General features: G+C 32.4%; 21 protein-coding genes. 19 read left to right on the forward strand and 2 right to left on the reverse strand.

Annotated features, from left to right (window positions below; translation table 11 throughout):
- Positions 1 to 6: 6 nt before the first annotated feature.
- Both pdxA and KF896_03310 read right to left on the reverse strand, forming a co-directional pair.
- Entirely contained in the window at positions 7 to 978 is a 972-nt protein-coding gene (pdxA, locus tag KF896_03305; protein ID MBX3042722.1) for a 4-hydroxythreonine-4-phosphate dehydrogenase PdxA, read from the reverse strand.
- The gene (locus KF896_03310; GenBank protein MBX3042723.1) at positions 975 to 2,399 is read right to left on the reverse strand and encodes an amino acid permease; all 1,425 of its coding nucleotides are present in this window, start codon (positions 2,397 to 2,399) and stop codon (positions 975 to 977) included. Before KF896_03310 ends, pdxA begins: the two co-directional genes overlap by 4 nt.
- 165 nt (positions 2,400 to 2,564) lie before the next feature.
- On the opposite strand from KF896_03310, the gene KF896_03315 reads away from it, so the two are divergent.
- The 19 genes from KF896_03315 (at position 2,565) to KF896_03405 (ending at position 20,518) form a co-directional block, all read left to right on the forward strand.
- Positions 2,565 to 4,862, forward strand: a complete 2,298-nt coding sequence (locus tag KF896_03315; GenBank protein MBX3042724.1) for a carboxypeptidase regulatory-like domain-containing protein — start codon at positions 2,565 to 2,567, stop codon at positions 4,860 to 4,862.
- A 779-nt stretch (positions 4,863 to 5,641) separates the two neighbouring features.
- Complete coding sequence (locus KF896_03320; protein ID MBX3042725.1) at positions 5,642 to 8,170, forward strand: hypothetical protein; 2,529 nt, start codon at positions 5,642 to 5,644, stop codon at positions 8,168 to 8,170.
- Entirely contained in the window at positions 8,170 to 9,648 is a 1,479-nt protein-coding gene (locus KF896_03325) for a leucine-rich repeat domain-containing protein (GenBank protein ID MBX3042726.1), read from the forward strand. The genes KF896_03320 and KF896_03325 overlap by 1 nt, the downstream gene beginning before the upstream one ends.
- A 27-nt stretch (positions 9,649 to 9,675) precedes the next feature.
- The gene (locus tag KF896_03330) at positions 9,676 to 11,232 is read left to right on the forward strand and encodes a hypothetical protein (GenBank protein ID MBX3042727.1); all 1,557 of its coding nucleotides are present in this window, start codon (positions 9,676 to 9,678) and stop codon (positions 11,230 to 11,232) included.
- Position 11,233: 1 nt separating this feature from the next.
- Positions 11,234 to 11,938 carry a hypothetical protein gene (locus tag KF896_03335; protein MBX3042728.1) on the forward strand — a complete coding sequence of 235 codons (705 nt, stop codon included), beginning with the start codon at positions 11,234 to 11,236 and terminating at the stop codon, positions 11,936 to 11,938.
- 89 nt (positions 11,939 to 12,027) lie between these two features.
- On the forward strand, positions 12,028 to 12,600 hold the full coding sequence (locus KF896_03340; GenBank protein ID MBX3042729.1) for a hypothetical protein: 573 nt from the start codon (positions 12,028 to 12,030) through the stop codon (positions 12,598 to 12,600).
- Positions 12,601 to 12,859: 259 nt separating this feature from the next.
- Positions 12,860 to 13,117, forward strand: coding sequence for a DUF4160 domain-containing protein (locus KF896_03345; GenBank protein MBX3042730.1), 258 nt, complete (start codon positions 12,860 to 12,862; stop codon positions 13,115 to 13,117).
- A 3-nt stretch (positions 13,118 to 13,120) separates the two neighbouring features.
- Positions 13,121 to 13,360, forward strand: a complete 240-nt coding sequence (locus KF896_03350) for a DUF2442 domain-containing protein (GenBank protein ID MBX3042731.1) — start codon at positions 13,121 to 13,123, stop codon at positions 13,358 to 13,360.
- Positions 13,351 to 14,379: a hypothetical protein gene (locus KF896_03355; GenBank protein MBX3042732.1), complete on the forward strand. Its 1,029-nt coding sequence runs from the start codon at positions 13,351 to 13,353 to the stop codon at positions 14,377 to 14,379. Before KF896_03350 ends, KF896_03355 begins: the two co-directional genes overlap by 10 nt.
- A gap of 56 nt (positions 14,380 to 14,435) precedes the next feature.
- A complete protein-coding gene (locus KF896_03360; protein MBX3042733.1) occupies positions 14,436 to 14,957 on the forward strand; it encodes a hypothetical protein in 522 nt (173 codons plus the stop codon).
- 271 nt (positions 14,958 to 15,228) lie between these two features.
- Entirely contained in the window at positions 15,229 to 15,759 is a 531-nt protein-coding gene (locus KF896_03365; protein MBX3042734.1) for a hypothetical protein, read from the forward strand.
- Between the two features lie 281 nt (positions 15,760 to 16,040).
- Positions 16,041 to 16,577, forward strand: a complete 537-nt coding sequence (locus KF896_03370) for a hypothetical protein (GenBank protein MBX3042735.1) — start codon at positions 16,041 to 16,043, stop codon at positions 16,575 to 16,577.
- 18 nt (positions 16,578 to 16,595) lie between these two features.
- Positions 16,596 to 18,128 carry a hypothetical protein gene (locus KF896_03375; protein ID MBX3042736.1) on the forward strand — a complete coding sequence of 511 codons (1,533 nt, stop codon included), beginning with the start codon at positions 16,596 to 16,598 and terminating at the stop codon, positions 18,126 to 18,128.
- Between the two features lie 4 nt (positions 18,129 to 18,132).
- A complete protein-coding gene (locus tag KF896_03380) occupies positions 18,133 to 18,717 on the forward strand; it encodes a hypothetical protein (GenBank protein ID MBX3042737.1) in 585 nt (194 codons plus the stop codon).
- 225 nt (positions 18,718 to 18,942) lie between these two features.
- Complete coding sequence (locus KF896_03385; GenBank protein ID MBX3042738.1) at positions 18,943 to 19,158, forward strand: hypothetical protein; 216 nt, start codon at positions 18,943 to 18,945, stop codon at positions 19,156 to 19,158.
- Positions 19,155 to 19,610, forward strand: a complete 456-nt coding sequence (locus tag KF896_03390) for a PIN domain-containing protein (GenBank protein ID MBX3042739.1) — start codon at positions 19,155 to 19,157, stop codon at positions 19,608 to 19,610. Before KF896_03385 ends, KF896_03390 begins: the two co-directional genes overlap by 4 nt.
- A 119-nt stretch (positions 19,611 to 19,729) precedes the next feature.
- Positions 19,730 to 19,942, forward strand: a complete 213-nt coding sequence (locus tag KF896_03395; GenBank protein MBX3042740.1) for a hypothetical protein — start codon at positions 19,730 to 19,732, stop codon at positions 19,940 to 19,942.
- Positions 19,932 to 20,207: a type II toxin-antitoxin system RelE/ParE family toxin gene (locus tag KF896_03400; GenBank protein ID MBX3042741.1), complete on the forward strand. Its 276-nt coding sequence runs from the start codon at positions 19,932 to 19,934 to the stop codon at positions 20,205 to 20,207. The genes KF896_03395 and KF896_03400 overlap by 11 nt, the downstream gene beginning before the upstream one ends.
- A 125-nt stretch (positions 20,208 to 20,332) precedes the next feature.
- On the forward strand, positions 20,333 to 20,518 hold the full coding sequence (locus tag KF896_03405; GenBank protein ID MBX3042742.1) for a hypothetical protein: 186 nt from the start codon (positions 20,333 to 20,335) through the stop codon (positions 20,516 to 20,518).
- Positions 20,519 to 20,540: the final 22 nt, after the last annotated feature.

Consider the following 20,540-nt stretch of genomic DNA (forward strand, 5'->3'; position numbering starts at 1 on the left):
TCCACCCTACTTCCTGTTATTCGCAATCGCAATAGCTGCTTCGATTGCATCAAGTGTGCTTTGGTGATTGGCGATATTTTTTCCGGCTATACCAAAAGCTGTGCCATGGTCAGGCGATGTTCTTACAATTGGCAAACCGGCTGTGAAATTAACCCCGCCACCCGCAGCAATTAGTTTCAATGGTATAAGCCCCTGGTCGTGATACATCGCAAGATAGCCATCGTAATTTTTGTATAGCTGATGAGCAAAAAAACCATCAGCCGGAAATGGACCTTCGCAGTTAATTCCTGATTTTTTGGCAAGTTTTATGGCTGGAATTATGTGCTCAATCTCCTCAGTACCAATATTCCCATTCTCACCGGCATGAGGATTTAATCCCAAAACTGCAATTTTTGGAGAAGCAATTCCGAAGTCATTTTTCAGAGATAAATTAAAATTTTCAATTGAATTTAATACCAATTCTTTGGTGATTCTGTCAGCAATTTCTCTTAACGGACTATGAATTGTAACAAGAGCCGCACGTAAATTATCTTTGAATAGTATCATCAATGGTTTTGCGACATGGCAATTTGCGGCGAGCATTTCAGTATGTCCTGGATATTTCCAACCTGCAAGATACATTGCTTCTTTTGCAATGGGTAGAGTTACAATCGCATCATTTTTTCCACCTATTGTATCAGCTACACATAACTCCAATGCATCTGCCGCATGTCGTCCGGCTTCAATACATACTTCGCCAATTTCAATTTGATAAGAAGAAGAAATTTCCTGAATAAGTACTTTATTATTTCCAAGGAACAAATAATCATCCTCAATTATTATTGAATTATCAATGACTTCCAGCCATTGCTTGAGAATACTTGTAGAGCCATAGAATACAAATTCTACAGAATCAGGATTGCTGAAATTCTGTAATGTTTTAATCATATTCTCAATTCCGATGCCGTTTACATCGCCGGTTGTGATAGCTATTTTCATTTTTTCCTGTATTTAAAATAATAATAAAGTGGTAATCCTGCCAATACAAGTAATAACCCAAAAGTTGAATTAATTATTTCACTTTTTCCGCTGATATAATTACTGATGTCATTATATAAAGTCAATACTACAAATATTCCGGCAACCAGCACAAATGTAAGTGGAATGTAAGGATACAAAGGTACTTTGTAAGGTCTTGGAGTATCGGGCATTTTTTTACGCAAAACTATTACCCCATATGCTCCCAAAGCATAAAAAATCCAACTGACAAATATCAGCATATCGGTTAAGTCGTCAAAAGAGCCACTGATAACAAGACCACAAGACCATATTGCTTGTAAAAAAAGTGCATTTGCAGGTGTATGATACTTTTTGCTTACATTTCCAAATACCGGAAAAAACATATCACGTTTTGCCATTGCAAAATAAACCCTTGCACTAACCATGATAGTGCCATTAGAAGTGCCGAATGTTGATACCATCACAAGTGCGGCAACTAAGCCTCCACCCCACGCCCCAACAGCTCTGTCAGCCACATCTGCTGCGACTAATTTCGATTTTGCCATTTCATCAATTGGCAATACATAGAGATAAGCAAGATTAATCAACATATAAACACCAATTATTATCAAAGTGCCAATAATCAATGCTTTAGGAATATTTTTCATTGGATTTTTGACTTCACCGGCTATGTATGTAACATTATTCCATCCGTCGAATGCCCAAAACGCCGCAGATAGAGCCGCAATAATGCCACCTATCAAACCAAGCTCTCCATAAGAGAAGTCAGGAATATCATAAGTTAGATTACCAGCAGAGCCACCGGTGTATAGAAATCCTGCAACAACAAGAATTAATATTGCTAAAACTTTTGCAGTTGTAAAAAACTCTGCTACTCTGCCTCCATACTTAATTCCGAAATAATTTACTATTGTAAGAAGCAATATGACAAACATTGTAAGGGATTTGACACCGAAGTCCTTTAGTGGGAAAATTTTGCCTACAAAAGGCATATAAATTTGGAAAGATGCTTCAATCTCAGACGAAAATCTTGGCAGAACAAAAAAGTATTCTGTGTACTCAGCAAATACATAAGTTATTGAAGCTATTGAGCCCGTCTGAATAACAGCAAGGATAGCCCAGCCGTATAAATATGAGGTAAGACTTCCATACATTTTATCAAAGAAGACATATTGTCCGCCTGTTTCTGTTATCATTCCGGCTACTTCAGCATTTGAAAGTGCTCCAAATAATGTCAGAATTCCGGCAATAACCCAAATTAGCAGAAGCAATTCAGGTGTTCCTAAGTCTGCAGCCATTACAGCCGGTTTTTTAAATATTCCGGAGCCGATTACAGCTCCTACAACTATTGCAATGGTCGTAAAGAGTCCAAGTTGAGGTAAAAGTTTGTCTGATTTCATTCTTTTGCAAAATTTGACAAATAAATATTTGTAAAATTAATAAAATTTTTAGTTATAATATTATTAAGTTTGATTTTTTAAAAAAAATCTGCAACGCTTTTTAAATTGATGTGTATTTATTAATGAGTGAGAAATATTTTATAAATAATTTAAGGAATAACAAAAATGTTTAAGAGATTACTCAAGAGTAGCAATTGGTTAACACTAACAATTGCTTTGGTTTTTGGAATCAGTTCATTTGGTTATGCTCAAAATCAATTGAAGCCGGTGGATAAAGTAAATGTTCAATTGATGGGCGGTAAGAAAGGTGAAATTTATATAGCTGACGGTTTTATCAGCTGGTTCTACCCGAATGACGAAAAAACCGCAACCGGTTTTAATATTTATATAGCCGAAGGTAAAAGTGAAGATATCAAAGATTTCCAATTTTTTGATAAAGTCAGCAGAGAAGATGCATTAGGTCGTGATCAGTATCATTTCAAATTTTCCGGTTTGGAAAGTAAAAAAAATGGCTGGAGTTTTGTTGTAAAGGCTACAAACAATAATGGCGCCGAAGGTGCAGTCAGAGAGTATGTATTTGCTGAATTACGCAACAGCAACACTCCTGTCCATAAAATAATTTTCACATCCAAGCCTTTATTACATATTGGTTTAAATGAAACATATACATACACTCCTGAAATTGAAACAAATATTGAAGAAGCTGAATTTATTTATTCTTTAGTAAATTCACCTGAAGATGTTGAATTTGATAGCCAAACCGGTGAATTAGTCTGGCAACCTAAAAAATCTGGATTACACCATTTCAAGATTGAAGTCAAAGCAATTGCGGGAGATAAAATTATTGCCTCAGCTGTACAAACATGGTCTGTAATGGTAAAGGAATGTTCTGAGCTTGCTACTGTTTCCGGTACTGTTAATGATGTTGATGGAAATAGTATTAAAATGGGTATGATTTCAGTTTTTAGTTATTCTGATAATAATGGAAGACTTAATAAATCATTTGTGTTCAATGCAAGATTTGAAAATGGAATTTTCGAGATACCAAATCTTGATAAAGGTGAATATTACATTCTTGTAGAAGCATTCTCAATGAATAATACAACAGCATATTATCCAACATGGTATGATAATGCTATAAATTTTGATGATGCAAAACCAATTGAAATTGACTGTGGAGATGAAATCGAACTTGCTTTCATTATAAAAGAAATTCCAAAACCTAAGATGTATAAAGTTAGTGGTAAAGTTGTTGATGCAGATGATTTTGAGCCTGTTCGTAATGGTGTTGTCGAATTCAGGGGTGAAGACATTAACTCAGGAAAAATGATAGGACACACATTCAAATTAAATCAAAACGGAACTTTTGAAGGTAAACTTCCTGATTCGTTTATATACAAAGCCGTTGCGAGCGGAGTATATTTCTCTAATGACCAAAACAGACCACAGGCATATTTCCCTCAGTTCTATGAATTAGCCGATAATCCGACAGATGCAAAATCAATAATGCTCACAGATGATAGAACTGATATTGATTTTTATCTTGTAAAAGTACCTAATTATGAAAACAATATTTACGGAACTGTTGTTGACATTGAGGACAATCCGCTTGAAGGTATTGAAGTAACTGCTTTCTTAGTCAACTCTGACGGCAAATTCGTAAAGTATATTTACATGGGGAAATCATCAATTACCGATGAATTTGGAAACTACAAAATTGAAAATCTAATTCCCGGTGATTATGTTATTCTTGCAAGACCGCATTCAAGAACTCTTTCACCCGGTTTCTATGTTGAAGACGACATTTCTACTCTCTCATGGCAGGAAGCTACACGGGTAAGTGTTGACGAAGAAGGAAGCCACGGTAGCTACCAAATCACTCTAACACTAATTGAAAGAAACGGAGGAAAAGGAATAGTTCGTGGTAATGTTGGCAGAGACAAAAAAGGCTTTGTAAACTCTAAAGATGACCCTTCTGATGCAATTTTAGGTGCTAGTGTTTATCTTGTAAATGCAAAAAATAACGTTACTCATTCATTATCTACTGATGAATTTGGAAAATTTGAATTGAACAACGTTGCTGAAGGTACTTATACACTTGTACTTGATAAAATTGGTTATCAGGGCAGCAAAACTGAAATTACAATAGGTGATGGAAATGTTGTTGAAAAAGATATGGAAATGTCACCGGTTGATGTTACAAGTGTAAATGATGAAATCACATTTGGATTCGAAGTATATCCAAATCCAGCTACTGATTTTGTAAATGTGCAAATAGAGCAAGTTAATACTGAATCACGCATTATTCTATATAATAACACAGGTATTGAAGTTTTAAGATTGAATGCTTTGACAGGCAATATTCAGTCCATTAATACAAGCGAACTGCCTGCCGGTTCATACTTCCTCAAAGTATTGAATGGCAATGATTATTCAATCAAGCCAATTATTATTATCAAATAAATAAAGATTTGAATAAATAATAAACATACCTCACTCTCATCAATATCCTCCCTTTTTTTCAAAGGGGAGGATTTTATTTTGCAGTTATCAGTTAAACTAAAATTGCCCAACATGAATAATGAATGTCGTACAAAAATGTATTGTCAGTCTGAGTGGAGTCGAAGACTAAAGAATACACTTCGACTTCGCTCAATGTGACACGACTCGCTCTATGTGACACTGGGATGTTGTTATGATATGTTTTGTCAGTCTGAGCGTAGTCGAAGACTAAAGAATACACTTCGACTTCGCTCAATAGCAACTGGCATAATTTTAAATCAATGATATATAAGTGCTTGCAAATCGCTAAAAACAGTTTCCTATATATTTCCAACAATTTTTGAAATTATCAGTATGATGTTGAAAAATATACGAAGAAGTCGTTGTGGGTGAATAAACATTATTTTAATAGTTTATAGTACCTTGATTAATATACTGCTCAAGACCTGCACTGGAGAAAGCATTCGGATAATTTTGTCAAGCTACTGAAAATAATGACTTCCAAAATCCATTCTATTGCGGTTTTAGAAGGATATTTGATAATTACCTGACATCAGAATACAAATCAATTGCAAGCAAGAACTGTTTGAAACGCAGGTATTTACTTGATGAATAGTTAATCAGTAGCGAATAAACGATTAATGTTTCAGTTTGCTTAATATTATAATTATTTTCTTGCTTAATTGGATTAATTTAGATAATTTTGTAAATCATTTATTGAGAATTCGTAGATAAGTGAGATGGCGTTAATTATCGAACCGTCACCGAACATGTCGGTAAGCAGAAATCCGGTGGACTACGACTACCGCCTGACTATTATGTCTTACGATGCACGTGGACGTGTGGAAGCGATTATGAAATGGAACGATAATACAGGCTTTGATATGGTTCATTACATTTACAATTCAATGAACCAGGTCGTTACGGTTACTGCCGCTGATGCTTTGTATAAGTTTATGATTTGGAATGAATATGATGATAATGGCAGACTTCATAGAGTTTATACCAAGAAAGGCGAATTAAATTCAGGCTTATTTGAAAATGGAAACATCCATTTTGATGATTTAAGATTTCCATATCCATTTTGGACTGGTGACCCCGATGGTGGATTTCCTGTTAATGAACCTGCTGTCGAGTATGAATATAATGAAAGGGGTTCAGTCAGTAAGATTAAGTATTTCGGCTTTGGTGCAGATGAAGATGTTGTAATTCAGAAAGAAATTATTTATAATCCAAGAGGTTGGGTTGACCAGCTCACTATTAGGGAAATGGTAACTTCGCCGGTTGTACTCTTCTCCCAAGCTTTTGAACGTAATTCTATTGGGAATATAACCAAGCAAACAAGTAACAGAAATGGATACGACGAGTTGGTACAGGATTATACTTATGACCGCCTCAATCGTCTTATTGAATGGGATGAAAGTAAGTACGGAACTAATGAAAAATATTCTTACGATAAAATTGGCAACAGAACATCACATGAAATAAACAACATGACTATGCGGGATTATGTTTACAATCCTGATACGAATCGGTTAAATTACTTTTATTTTGAGGATGAGAACTTTGACCAACATAGTACTTCGTACACTTATAACAACATTGGTCAGATGCTTACAAGGCTAAAAAGTTTTAATTCAGATACTATTTCTCACGAAGGATACAAATACAACACGGCAGGACGATTAGTGGAATACACCAAGAGCAATATTTCTGGATTTGGTTCGAGTTTCAACCAAAGTTTATTACCACATGAGTCATTCACAGCGGACAAATGGACTTATGGCTATAAGTATAATCATGCAGGAGTGCGTGAACAGAAGCGTATGCTTACTAGTCCGCATGGGGATGGTGATATTGATGATGAAGGAATTAAAGTATTCGCTCATCTTTGGGAGTATTATATGACCGGAGCATTTGGAGAAGAAATTGTCCAGTACAAGGGCTTTCAGACGTCTGCAGATGTTGGAATGGGACCGGAGAGAAAAGTATATCTTGGGGCTTATCGCTACCGGGCAGGTGGTGAACTGCTGTACCATCACGACGGTACAAAAGAGGTGAACTTCACGGATAATAACGGCTCTGTCCGGCTTGTTGTACGTCAGAATGGCACGGCTTTTGATACTTTACACTTTGATTACAAACCATTCGGCGATACACTATGGACATCAGCAGGCACTATGAACCGAGATAATTTTGACGGCAGCACGTATGATTCTGAATCAGATTTGCAGATGCTCGGTTTCCGTATGTACGATAATGAAACTGGTCGCTTCACCACGCCTGACCTCTTGTGGTCTGCCTTCCCAGCTCAAACGCCATACCACTATGCGTATAACTCACCAATGACTTATCGTGACCCGACAGGGCTGGCTCCGGAGAAGGAGAAGGAAAGAGAGGAGTTGCAGGTATTTCTTATACCAGACTTGGATTTGCATGATGGATTAATTAATGAGTTAAAAAATAATCCCGCATACAACCACTACTATATTATTGCAATGGCTGATCTTACATTTGCAAATGTAATGAAATTAAATGATTTTTATTTGTCTTATGGTGGTGGTAGCGGAGGAAGAACTGCCGAAGGTAAAGGTGCTGAGAATGGACAAGGAGGAAAGATAAAACAATCCAATGTTTTTGACCAAAATGGCAATCTAATTGGTACTGTTGAAAATGGCGATGGTATAGATTATATAACCGATAAAGGTTTAATGGAGTTTACTAATGGTGATGGTGAGATAGACCTTGAAAGTGTCAAAGCTGGAACCAAGGATGGAAGAAGTTTAGCTTTGCCTACTGGAGTACAAATCGGTGAATTTAGAGATTGGTTAAAAACAATTAAACAAAATAGTGAAGGTGGAATTATATTTACAAAAGATGGTAAAACTTTAGCAGTTCCTGATAGGTTTATAAAAGGCAGAGACGGAGGTATTGAAGGATCCGTTGATTTAATTGGTACAATAAACAGTGATGAATTTAAAGCAATTGTTGGCAGTATAGAGAATATTCTTTTAATCGTTCATTCGCATTTAAGCAGTGGTTTGCCTTCTTATGTCCCTGGTCTTACTGGGTCTGATGATCTTAGGACAGCAAGGCAATTTAATAATCTATATGGTAGAACCGGATGGGGAGTTTTTCAATTTAACAGAGGAAGCGATTCTTTTATGAACGGTTCAATGTACTTCTTTGATGGTTATCTTCACAATAGAAATACATATAGGTTCCAAATGAAAATGAAAGACTTTACTAATCCAAGCAGAGGACAATAATGACAAAAATATTATTTCAATTTAAAAAAATACGAACTTATTTATTATTTGTAATCATCATTTTAACTAATGTTGAACTTAAATCACAAACCGAATGTGACAGTCTTGAAAATCTTTATCCTGATGTACCTGATTATTGGTCGTGGAATGATTCAGTCAATCAGATAACTTATAAAAAATGGTACAATGATTTACCTGATTGCAAAAAATACAGAAGATTTCGATTAAGTGAATATCGGCAAATTCCTTTTAATAAAAGAGAAATTGTTAAGGAATTTTACACAGTACCAGGAGATACAATTTTAATAAATGATGATTTCAAAGACTTTGAAAATTTAAAAGAAATTATGATAATAAGTTGTTATATAGCTGGGATATCCAAGGAATTATTTAAACTTCCAAAGCTAAAGACTTTATTTATTGCTACTGGTTATTATATTGGACAAGATAAAAATAATTTTCTTAATGGAATCAGTGAAGCTCAACAATTAGAAACTTTGGAAATATCCGAAATTTTAGGAACTGAAACATTAAGTCCCGAAATATTGGAACTTACTAATCTTCAACAACTTAAAATTGTAAATTTAAATGCTTCAAGCTTACCTGATAAATATCAAAACTTAACAAAACTGAAAGAATTAACTTTAACTGATCTTGCAAGTTCTGAAATTCCAACTTCATTGGAGAATCTTACACAAATTGAATATCTGAAACTTTCAGGAAAAGGAATAAGTTATATACCTGAATTTATTTCAGATTTTAAGAATTTAGAATTCTTAGATATATCAGGTAATATAGATGTGCTTGATTCCAATTTTGGTTTTTTCCCAAAATTAACATGCTTAGCCCTAAGTGATAACAAATTAGAAAATATTGACAATTTAATTGACAATTTAATAAGTTCTGATGTTAAAGGTCTATATTATATTGATTTAACAAACAATAAATTTAAGAAAGTTCCTAAAAATTTAACAAAATTCAAATCAATTGTATATTTAGATTTAGACAGTAATGATTTGGAATCTTTTGATGTTGATTTTAGTAAAACGGGATTAGGAGTACTTGAATTATCAAATAATAAATTGAAAGACATTCCAAAAAGTATATCACATTCTACGGAAAGCGATTTGGAAAGCCCTATAGTTTATATGAATGATAACAATGTTGAAAAGCTACCTGATTGGATCGGTGAAGCTAATTTTCCATTTTTATACTTAAAAAATAACAAAATCAAATATTTCGGAACTGAATTATGCAGAAAAAATGATTTAAAAAAAGTATATCTTGATGGAAATCCTATAGAAGATTTTGACCCCAAAATATGTGAGTGTGAAAATGGAATGTTAATTTCAATTATCGGAGCAGATGAAAAATTATCCGAAAAAATCAGAAAGTATAATAATCTGGAGACGGACAAAGTTAAAATTGTAACCACTGAAGAAGAGTATGAGAAGTACCAATATTTAATTAGTGATTAAGGTGAAATTATTTTCCTTATTGGTCAGATGCTTACAAGGCTAAAAAGTTTTAATTCAGATACTATTTCTCACGAAGGATACAAATACAACACGGCAGGACGATTAGTGGAATACACCAAGAGCAATATTTCTGGATTTGGTTCGAGTTTCAACCAAAGTTTATTACCACATGAGTCATTCACAGCGGACAAATGGACTTATGGCTATAAGTATAATCATGCAGGAGTGCGTGAACAGAAGCGTATGCTTACTAGTCCGCATGGGGATGGTGATATTGATGATGAAGGAATTAAAGTATTCGCTCATCTTTGGGAGTATTATATGACCGGAGCATTTGGAGAAGAAATTGTCCAGTACAAGGGCTTTCAGACGTCTGCAGATGTTGGAATGGGACCGGAGAGAAAAGTATATCTTGGGGCTTATCGCTACCGGGCAGGTGGTGAACTGCTGTACCATCACGACGGTACAAAAGAGGTGAACTTCACGGATAATAACGGCTCTGTCCGGCTTGTTGTACGTCAGAATGGCACGGCTTTTGATACTTTACACTTTGATTACAAACCATTCGGCGATACACTATGGACATCAGCAGGCACTATGAACCGAGATAATTTTGACGGCAGCACGTATGATTCTGAATCAGATTTGCAGATGCTCGGTTTCCGTATGTACGATAATGAAACTGGTCGCTTCACCACGCCTGACCTCTTGTGGTCTGCCTTCCCAGCTCAAACGCCATACCACTATGCGTACAACTCACCCCTGACTTATCGCGACCCGACGGGCTTAGCTCCGGAGAAGGAGAAAGAAGGTGAGGAGTTGCAGGTATTTCTTATACCAGACTTGGATTTGCATGATGGATTAATTAATGAGTTAAAAAATAATCCCGCATACAACCACTACTATATTTTTGCAATGCTTGACGCAACATTTGCAAATGTAATGAAATTGAATGATTTTTATTTGTCTTATGGTGGTGGTAGTGGTGGAAGGGTTGCTGAAGGTAAAGGTGCTGAGAATGGAACTAATAAAATTAGTCGCGATAAATTAATAAAGAAATTTAATAAAGAAATTAAAGAAATGTTTAAAAAATCAAAAGACAATAACAATAAAGAATATGGAGGAATATTTTTCTATGATAAAAATGGTAAACTTAGATTTGAGTATGTGGAAGGAAAAAATGATGTTAGTATGGGAACTAAAATAGCCGAGCTCGTTATGGAAATTATGGAAAGAGAAGGAATAGGGCGTGAATCAATAATTGCTGATATCCATACACATGCAAAATCTGGTGGTCCTTTTTCATTTAATGATATGTATGATATAGCAGCATATTGTGATTACCCACCACCAACAGGTTTTAAAAGTTACTTAGATAATGGAGATTTCTCGTTTGTTGTAGGAGAAAATGGAATTTACGGTTTTGAAATAACTGATGCTAAGGGGTTTCACAAGGATATACATATGATAAAAAGGGAAAGTCCAGCACGTGAAAAGAATACTAAATATTATTTAAATTATTTTAATAAAAAATATGGTGCATATGGCAATTTCTTTTATTTTAAACAAAAATTTGGAAATTAAAATGAAAACGATACAAGTACTTAATAAATATTTTATATTTAGCGTGTTATTAATTATAATTATAAGTTCACTTTTTTCTGCTAATCAAATAGATGAAGAATATTTGAAATTGACTCCTGAAAGAAAAAGAATAGTAGATTTTATTATTTTCATCCGAAATTTTAATCAAAATACAAGACTATTTGAAATATTTAATTTGAGTGATGAATATGAGGAACTATTAAAAAATAAAAAACTATTCTTTGATTTTTTTGATTATAATAAATATAAAGAATTAAACTTAAGTGAATTTAGAAGAAAACTAGTTCCCGAATATAATTTAAAGTATTTAGGTAAAACGCAAAGTGTAATAGTTGACTCAAAGGAAAATTGGGTGGAATATGGTTTTCTTGAATATTATAAATATAATGATAGCTTAATAATGGAAGTAGAGTACGGCTTTCATACAAGTTGCTTCAAATACAAATTCATTGAAGATGAAGATTGGGCAAAATTCGATACAACAAATATAAGTTTATGCAATAAAATTGATTATTGTGTAATGTTGATAGATAAGAATTTTGTAAAAAATGTTTTAAAAACTCGTATTGCAGATATAGAAGAAATGCAAAAATCATTTGAAATAAATTTTTATGATGAAAAGGAACAATTATTGGATATACTTAATAATTTAGAAAAAGTTTTTGATGTTAATAATTCTCCATAAAATTTAACATTAACAAAAAAATAACAGATGAGTTATCGGAAAATACAGTTAAACATTTTACATACAAAGAAAAAAATTGAGAGTAAGTTATGAAAATTAGAAAAATTAGTATAATTATCATATTTATAATGTTAATAAGTACTCTGAACGTTGTGGAAAGTCAGATAAATAATAAAATTATTAGGGATAGTGATTCAATAAATATTTATGATTATCCTGAAGTGATAGATAGAGCAAATAAATTTTCTCAATTTTTAAGAGAATTTAATACAAACACTGATGAATATGATCCACATTATTTTTGGCCCCAGCAAATTGAACTTATGATTCTTGAAAAAGAGAAATATGATAATTTTGATTATTATGCATTCAAAGGACTTGCTCTTAATCACTTCATTCAAAAATTGGATAGTATTTATGGTAATGAAAATTTCATTGACAGCTTAATAGTATTTCATTTTGATGAAATTGAAGCTTCGCCACATTTATGGTTTATTTTGTACTATAAGTATGACACTGATTATCTACTTGAAATTTTTATTTCGCTTGCCAAAGAATGTTATGAAGTTCAAGGGTACGATAATAAAAGGACTTTTTTAAATGACAAAATTTATTATTGTAATAAGTTTGATTTCATTGCTGTTTATAAGAAGTTAGATTAAGTATTAGATGATAATAGTTATAGCCATTATATGAGGGCTGATCAAAAAATTGAGCAAAAATTTATTAAAAAGGTTAAAAAGATGTATGGTATAAAAGAGATTAAATGAGCATTAAGTTAAAAGATAAAACGTAAGGAGAAATTCATATTTGCTTACAAGTCCGCATGGGGATGGTGAGTATGATGACGGTACTTATGATAATTATAAAATATTGAACTATGGATTTCGTTTAAATTATTATTTTAAAATTGAGGTTTTTATGCCGGAGATATCCAGATTTCTTGGAATTGTAGTTTATATGCTTTATAATGACCACTCTCCACCACACTTTCATGCTAAGTATGGTGAGTACAAAATTACAGTTGAGATTGAATCAGGAGTTATCGAAGGTAAGTTCCCAAGACGAGCTTTGAACTCTGTCATTGAGTGGTATTTAAAGTATAAGGATGAACTTATGGATGATTGGAATTTGGCAATGGAACATGATGCTTTGAAAAAAATTCCACCACTGGAGTAAAATATGAAAAATCTTAAAATCTTATCAGCAAAATATTTAATTGACTATAAAATATTTCTAACATTTAATGATGGAAAATCAGGTGAAGTAAATTTAGAAAATGACTTGTGGGGTAAAATTTTCTTACCTCTTAAAGACATTTCAAATTTCATTCAGTTTAAGATTTCACCTGTAACAAACACTATTGAATGGCCAAATGGAGCTGACTTAGCACCAGAATATTTATATTCAAAATGCGAATAGTTTTCAGTTATTCGGAATCAGATTTGCAGATGCTCGGTTTCCGTATGTACGATAATGAAACTGGTCGCTTCACCACACCTGACCTTCTGTGGAGTGCCTTCCCAGCTCATACGCCATACCACTATGCATACAACTCACCACTGACTTATCGCGATCCGACAGGGCTGGCTCCGGAGAAGGAGAAGGAAAGAGAGGAGTTGATGGGTGTTTTCGAGAATCAATTCGCTGTTAGCCAAAAATTAGAAGATAATCTTGAAAGGGAGTCTTTAATAAACAATCCTCTTTATAATCCGCTTGGTGTTTCTCCGTTTGCGCTTGCTTTTGGTGTAGGTGGTGGAGGAAGTAGGATAGGAGTAGCGGGTGCTGGATATAATGGTGCTTATAAAACTATGGAACTTAATGTACCTAAAAATTGGGATACTGAATCCATAAATGAAGTTTGCAAGCCAGCAAATAACTATCTTAATCAAATTCAGACCGATTTTCCTAATAAAGAAGTTGGATTTTTACTAAGATATGATAGCGAATCCAATAGACTTTTTGCAGACTTTTTCATTGGAGAAAGTGAAACCAAATGGCTAGGTTTATATAAAAGTCCTTATAATAAACCATTAAAATCCAGTGAAATGATAATTGGGTTTGTGCATACTCACCCAAGAGACAAATCTTCTACATTTAGTCCTGATGATCTTAGTGTTATCAGTGATTTTTCACTTGGAAATTATAAATGGACTAATGTCCCTAATATGGCTGATTTTACAATTGAAAGAGGTTGGAAAGATAATTTGATACCAGAATCTACCAAGGTCTTACATAATAACCCGAAAACAATTGATAGGATGTACTTTGGCGTTCATTATTCAGAAGGTTATGATTCATTTAGTTGGCAATCAACTTATAAGAAATACCTTCCTATAATGTATAATAATATTTGGATAATGAAAGGCATTAATCAATATCTCAAGTTTTTAAAAGAACCAAAATCTTTTGGAGCAGATTATCATAATGGGAGTAAATAAATATGCGATATATAAAATTAACTTTGGTAATAATATTAATCTCTTTGTATATTTCAATGTCAGAAGTTAGTAAACATTATAACGATAATATAAATTATTTCTATGATACTTATGGTTTTTGTAAAAGAGATAATTGGCGGGGATTTTTTCTCAAAGATATTAATAAGCTAAGTGAGGTTAAAGGAACTTCTATTAAAGATGTAATGGACAAACTGAAAGTAAAGTATCGTCTTTCAGATATTATTATAGGATGGGAAAATTTTGAAATAGCAATTCTTGATTCTCAAAATTTAATATCTTTGAAACGAGATTATTTGAAAATAAATGGTGTGGCTTATAGATTTGAATATGATAAGCAATTTGATTATCGAATCATTATTTGCTTTGATTCTTTATTGATAAACAATAAACCAATAAAAATATCAAAACAAAAAAATGCTTATTTAAATAAAAATTCAAAAAAACTTCTGGATGCAATTCAGAATACAATAATTAGTAATAATGTGAAAATATATGAAGGCTTGGAATATAAGCCCATTCCAATACCTGATGCTAATAAAGAAGATATTAATGAATAGCATAATGCTTTTACGGTAACTTTACAAACTTATTTGTCATTGTTATTGATTTTATCATTCAAAACAACGCGAAATAAATCCTTTTACAATTTTTAGTAATATTTTGGCGTTCATTATTCAGAAGGTTATGATTCATTTAGTTGGTAAGCAACTTATAAGAAATACCTTCCTATAATGTATAATAATATTTGGTTAATGGGATATTACAGCAAAGGTTCTAACTTAAACAAGAAATTTTGGTGCTGATTATTTTAAAAAGAGGAGAAAATAAATGAGAAAGATTATTTTAATTCTTTGTTTCATTACTCAGATTTCATGCCAAAGCCATGAAATTGAATATCATGTTTTTAGTTATTATGATAAACCCGAATTCTATCATAATCTTGATTCAGATAGTAATAACTATATTGATAGCCTTGAATATAAAGAAAGTGAATTATTTGAGTTGCTCACTAAGAAAGCAGACGCAGAAAAAATTTACAATGTTTTATTAAAAGAAAACCGATTATTTGGTATAGCTGTTTATACTTATCAAGAAAATAAACGGATTAGTTTTGAAAGTGCTCTGTTCATGATTAAAGGTAAAAATAGAAATATTATTGAAATAAATATTTACTACAAAGTACCGACTGAGTTCGAAAACAGCAAGGATTATTCAAAATTAGATAATAAGAATAAAATCGAATTTATTCTTCAATTATCAATGAAAAATTTTGATTATTCTTATACATTTAATAAAGTACAGCGGTATGGTTTTCCAATACCAGTGCCAGATGCGAATAAAGAAGATATTAAAGAATAGCATAATGCCTTTACAGTAACTTTACAAACTTATTTGTCATTGTTATTGATTTAATCATTCAAAACAATGCGAAATAAATCCTTTTACAATTTTTAGTAATATTTTGGAGTTCATTATTCAGAAGGTTATGAATCTTTTAGTTGGGATAAGGGTCATGCAAGTTTGAAAGGATTCTACCAAAATATAAACTTTATCACAGGTATGGGTCAATCTTATAGTTGGAGAAAATATTTGAATAAAAACTATAATGTAGATTATTTTTTCAAAAAAAAGGAAAAAAAATGAAATTCTTAAATATCTTTATCTTTGTTTGCTCATTTATATGCGGTATTGTCAGTACAACATTTTTGGCAAGATGTTGCGATTACGAGATTCGTCAAGAATATATGGGTGAAATTGAAATCATGGAACAATTTAAAAAAGATGGTAAACATCCATATCGTTTTGATGATAAAATCTCAGTGGACATTCAAAAATATAATACAGTTGAAGATATATTATCATTAATTAAAAAAAGTGAAGAAATTGAATCTGTCATAATCGGTATTAAAGTAGAAGAGAATGTTCCAACAAACAGAATACATTCTATAACAGTTGAATGTGCTGGTGATAATGTAAATTCAAACATATATGTTTTAATTTTATCATCTGAAATTGAAGGTGAAAAGACCGAAAAGATTAAAAATCGATATAAGTTTATTGACGAAAAAGTAATCAAAAAGAATTACAATAGGGTACTAAAAGAAAAGATCAAAAGAGTATATCAATACCAACGAAGCAAACTATGGAAACCTGTTCCAGTATCAGATACAAAATAATATCAAATTTAGAACTAAATGAAGAAACGTTTTAATTCAGATACTATTTCTCACGAAGAATACAAATACAACACGGCAGGACGATTAGTGGAATACACCAAGAGCAATATTTCTGGATTTGGTTCGAGTTTCAACCAAAGTTTATTACCACATGAGTCTTTCACTGCAGACAAATGGACATGGGGCTATAAATATAATCATGCCGGAGTGCGTGAGCAAAAGCGTATGCTTACAAGTCCGCATGGGGATGATTGGTATGATGATGAAGGAATTAAAGTTTTCGCTCATCTTTGGGAGTATTATATGACCGGTGCTTTTGGAGAGGAGATTGTGCAATACAAGGGCTTTCAGACGTCTGCAGATGTTGGAATGGGACCGGAGAGAAAAGTATATCTTGGGGCTTATCGCTACCGGGCAGGTGGCGAATTGCTGTACCATCACGACGGGACAAAAGAGGTGAACTTCACGGACAATAACGGTTCTGTAAGACTGACCGTGCATAATGGCGGTGGCATACATCAATACGATTATAAACCATTTGGCGATACACTTTGGACATCAGCAGGCACTATGAACCGAGATAACTTCGACGGTAGTATTTATGATGCAGAATCTGATTTGCAGATGCTCGGCTTCCGTATGTACGATAATGAAACTGGTCGCTTCACCACGCCCGACCTGCTGTGGTCTGCCTTCCCGGCTCAAACGCCGTACCACTATGCTTATAACTCACCGCTGACTTATCGCGACCCGACTGGCTTAGCTCCAGAGAAAGAGAAGGAAAGAGAGGAGTTGCAAGTATTTCTTATACCAGACTTGGATTTGCATGATGGATTAATTAATGAGTTAAAAAATAATCCCGCATACAATCACTACTATATTATTGCAATGGCTGATCTTACATTTGCAAATGTAATGAAATTAAATGATTTTTATTTGTCTTATGGTGGTGGTAGCGGAGGAAGAACTGCGAAAGGTAAAGGCGCTGAGAATGGACAAGGAGGACAGGGGTCAGATAATAATACTAAATCTAATGAACAAGTTGGTAAAAAATCTGAAGATAAAGGAGATAGTGAACTTGGTTGGTTTGGCAAATTATTAGTATTGTTTGGATTAAAGGAAGATGAAGCAAAATATTCTGAAAATAATAAAAAGGGGGCATTTGTAGCTTCACGCAATATGAAGATAACTGGTAGTTCGGTCGATCAAGCACGAAAAGAAAATTTATTTGGAACTAGTAGTGAAAATGAAAAGCAACAAGAAGATGAATATGATGCATATCGTCATTTAATGTGGTCTGCTTTGAATTGTTGGATATTAGGAGAAAAAGAAGCAAGGAAAATTGGAAATGCTCATGAGAATTTTCCAGACAATAATCCAACATCAAAACAGATGGATTTGCATAATAATGAAATTGGTTTTAGAATTGGCAACCAATTAAGAAATATGGGAATATCAAACTATATGGATGCAATTAGAACTGCTCAAATACTATCACAATTTATGATAAGGTCTGGTACTGTAATAATAAATCATCCAATTGGGAAATAAAGTCATGAAAAATATCAAAAGAATTCATAAAGTATTGTTTTTCATATTTTTAATTTTTTTAACATGGATAATAATTAAACCGAATAAAGTAAGTATTCAGCATGAATTATTACTTGACAAAGAATTGCAATTAGGAGAAATGAAATATGATATTAACAAAAGATATCAGCTTAATCCTGAAAGTACTTATGAATGGGCTGATTGTGTTCTTGACACTTTAAAAATTAAAGAATATGAAAATAAATATAGTTTACAAATATTAATTGATAGAAGTGGGTGTTACACTTTTTCAGATGAACTTATTAATCCCGTATTTTATAGGTTAAAAAAATTTAGCATTTGTTTAGAGATTATATCTGATGAAGACAAATTTAATGAATTTAGCAACTATTTATTACAACAAACAAATCGTAAGTATGGAAATTATTCAAAAATAATCTCAAAAGTATCTGAAACAATTTATATTTGGAATTTGAATGACCACTATTTTGTAATATACTCAAATAATAAACCTAAAACATATTATGACCAATTTAAAAGAAGCATTAATCTAACTTGGACTAAGAATATTGACAATTATCTAGATTAATTTTATTAATGAGGTTTAAAACTAAAATAAAAAATATTTAATTGAATTTGATACTCAATAATTTAATTGGAAATAAAATAGATTGACTTTATGGCTATAAATATAATCATGCCGGAGTGCGTGAGCAAAAACGCTTTCCAAATTGAGAATATGTAAATGTGGAATCGTAAAAATAAATAAATGCCATATTAGTCAATAATTAATATCAATGATTGGAGTTTACAAATGGTTATAATTGAAAGAAATAGAATTGAGTTACCACCTTTAATATTTGAAAAATTCAAGGGCAAAAAAGTTGACATTAAACTTATAGATGAAAAGATAGTAATTTCTGAGGTGTCAAGTTTAATATATGATTTAAGAGGTATATTAAAAAATAAAAAAATGAGTACCAAATTATTTTCAAAGTTCAAGGAAGAAGAGAAGGAACTTGAAAAGTGAAAAACAATTTTGTCTTGGATGCCTGTGCAATGATTGCTTTTTTGTCAGATGAGGTAGGTGCTAATAAAGTACAGGAATTGCTTGATTTAGCAAATTACGGAAATATTTCTTTGTACATTCATCAGATTAATTTACTTGAAATTCACTATGGAATTGCAAGGTCTGATGGTATTGGATTAGCTGATAATATTCTAACAGAAATTAGAAAATTACCCATAAAAGTTGTTGATAAAATTGATAATCATTTGTTTGATAGTTCTTCTTACTTTAAGAGAAACTATAAGATTTCCTTGGCAGATTCAATTGCATTAGGTTTAAGTAGATCCCTGAAAGCAAAATTAATTACAAGCGACCACCACGAATTTGATATAATTGATAATGATAAAGAAGTCGAGTTTTATTGGATAGATGATGACCGACTTACAGATGATGGGCTTCCGAATGTACGATAACGAAACATGGTCGCCGGACGCCATACCTGACCTGCTGTGGTCTGTGTATCAATTTTAAAATAGGAATTAAAATATCAGGAAAATTATTCCGTTTACAATTATTTATTAAGGTATATAAAATGTCAGTAATACAAGTAGATTTGGATTTGCTCAAGAACCTCATAAAGGAATCTGTTGCAGAGGCATTAAAAGAAGAAAGAAATCTATTTTATGAAAATGTAATCCCTTTTGTTTCAGATGTGGAAATGCAGGATATAATCAATACTCACGGTGAAAAGCCGGACAAGTCGGAATATATTGATATGACAGAATGGTTTACAAATGCAAATTGAAGTATCAACAAAAGCACAAAAATTTTTAGTATCTCAAACAATAGATTCTCAAAATAAAATTAAACAAAAGATTAGCTCATTAAAACTATATCTTGAAGAAAATAACAAAATTCCTTTCAATAATATGGATATAAAAGTTCTGAAAGGGAAATGGTATCCATTCAAAAGATTAAGAACTGGAAAAATTAGAGTAATATTTGAGGTTGATTTCAAACTGAAAAAATTATATATTGAAGAGCTTGATAATAGAGGTGATATTTACTAAAATGTCTTATGAATATAATAATACGTGAACATCAAATCATTAAACTTTAACAATAAATCCGATTTACAGATGCTCGGCTTCCGAATGTACTTTTCAAATTGAAAATTAACAATTAACAATTGAAAATGAAATCAAATAAAAATATATTGCTTATAATTACTAATAATTGTCAATTTTCAATTATCCATTGTCAATTTGGAACGTGGTCTGCCTTCCCTGCACAAACGCCGTACCAATATGCGTATAACTCACCACTGACTTATCGCGATCCGACGGGCTTGGCACCTGAGAAGGATGCAATAAAATATTGAATAAGTGATTTCGTTACTACTA

The sequence above is a fragment of the Ignavibacteriota bacterium genome, assembly GCA_019637995.1.
In the GTDB taxonomy this organism is placed as follows: domain Bacteria; phylum Bacteroidota; class Ignavibacteria; order Kapaibacteriales; family UBA2268; genus JANJTB01.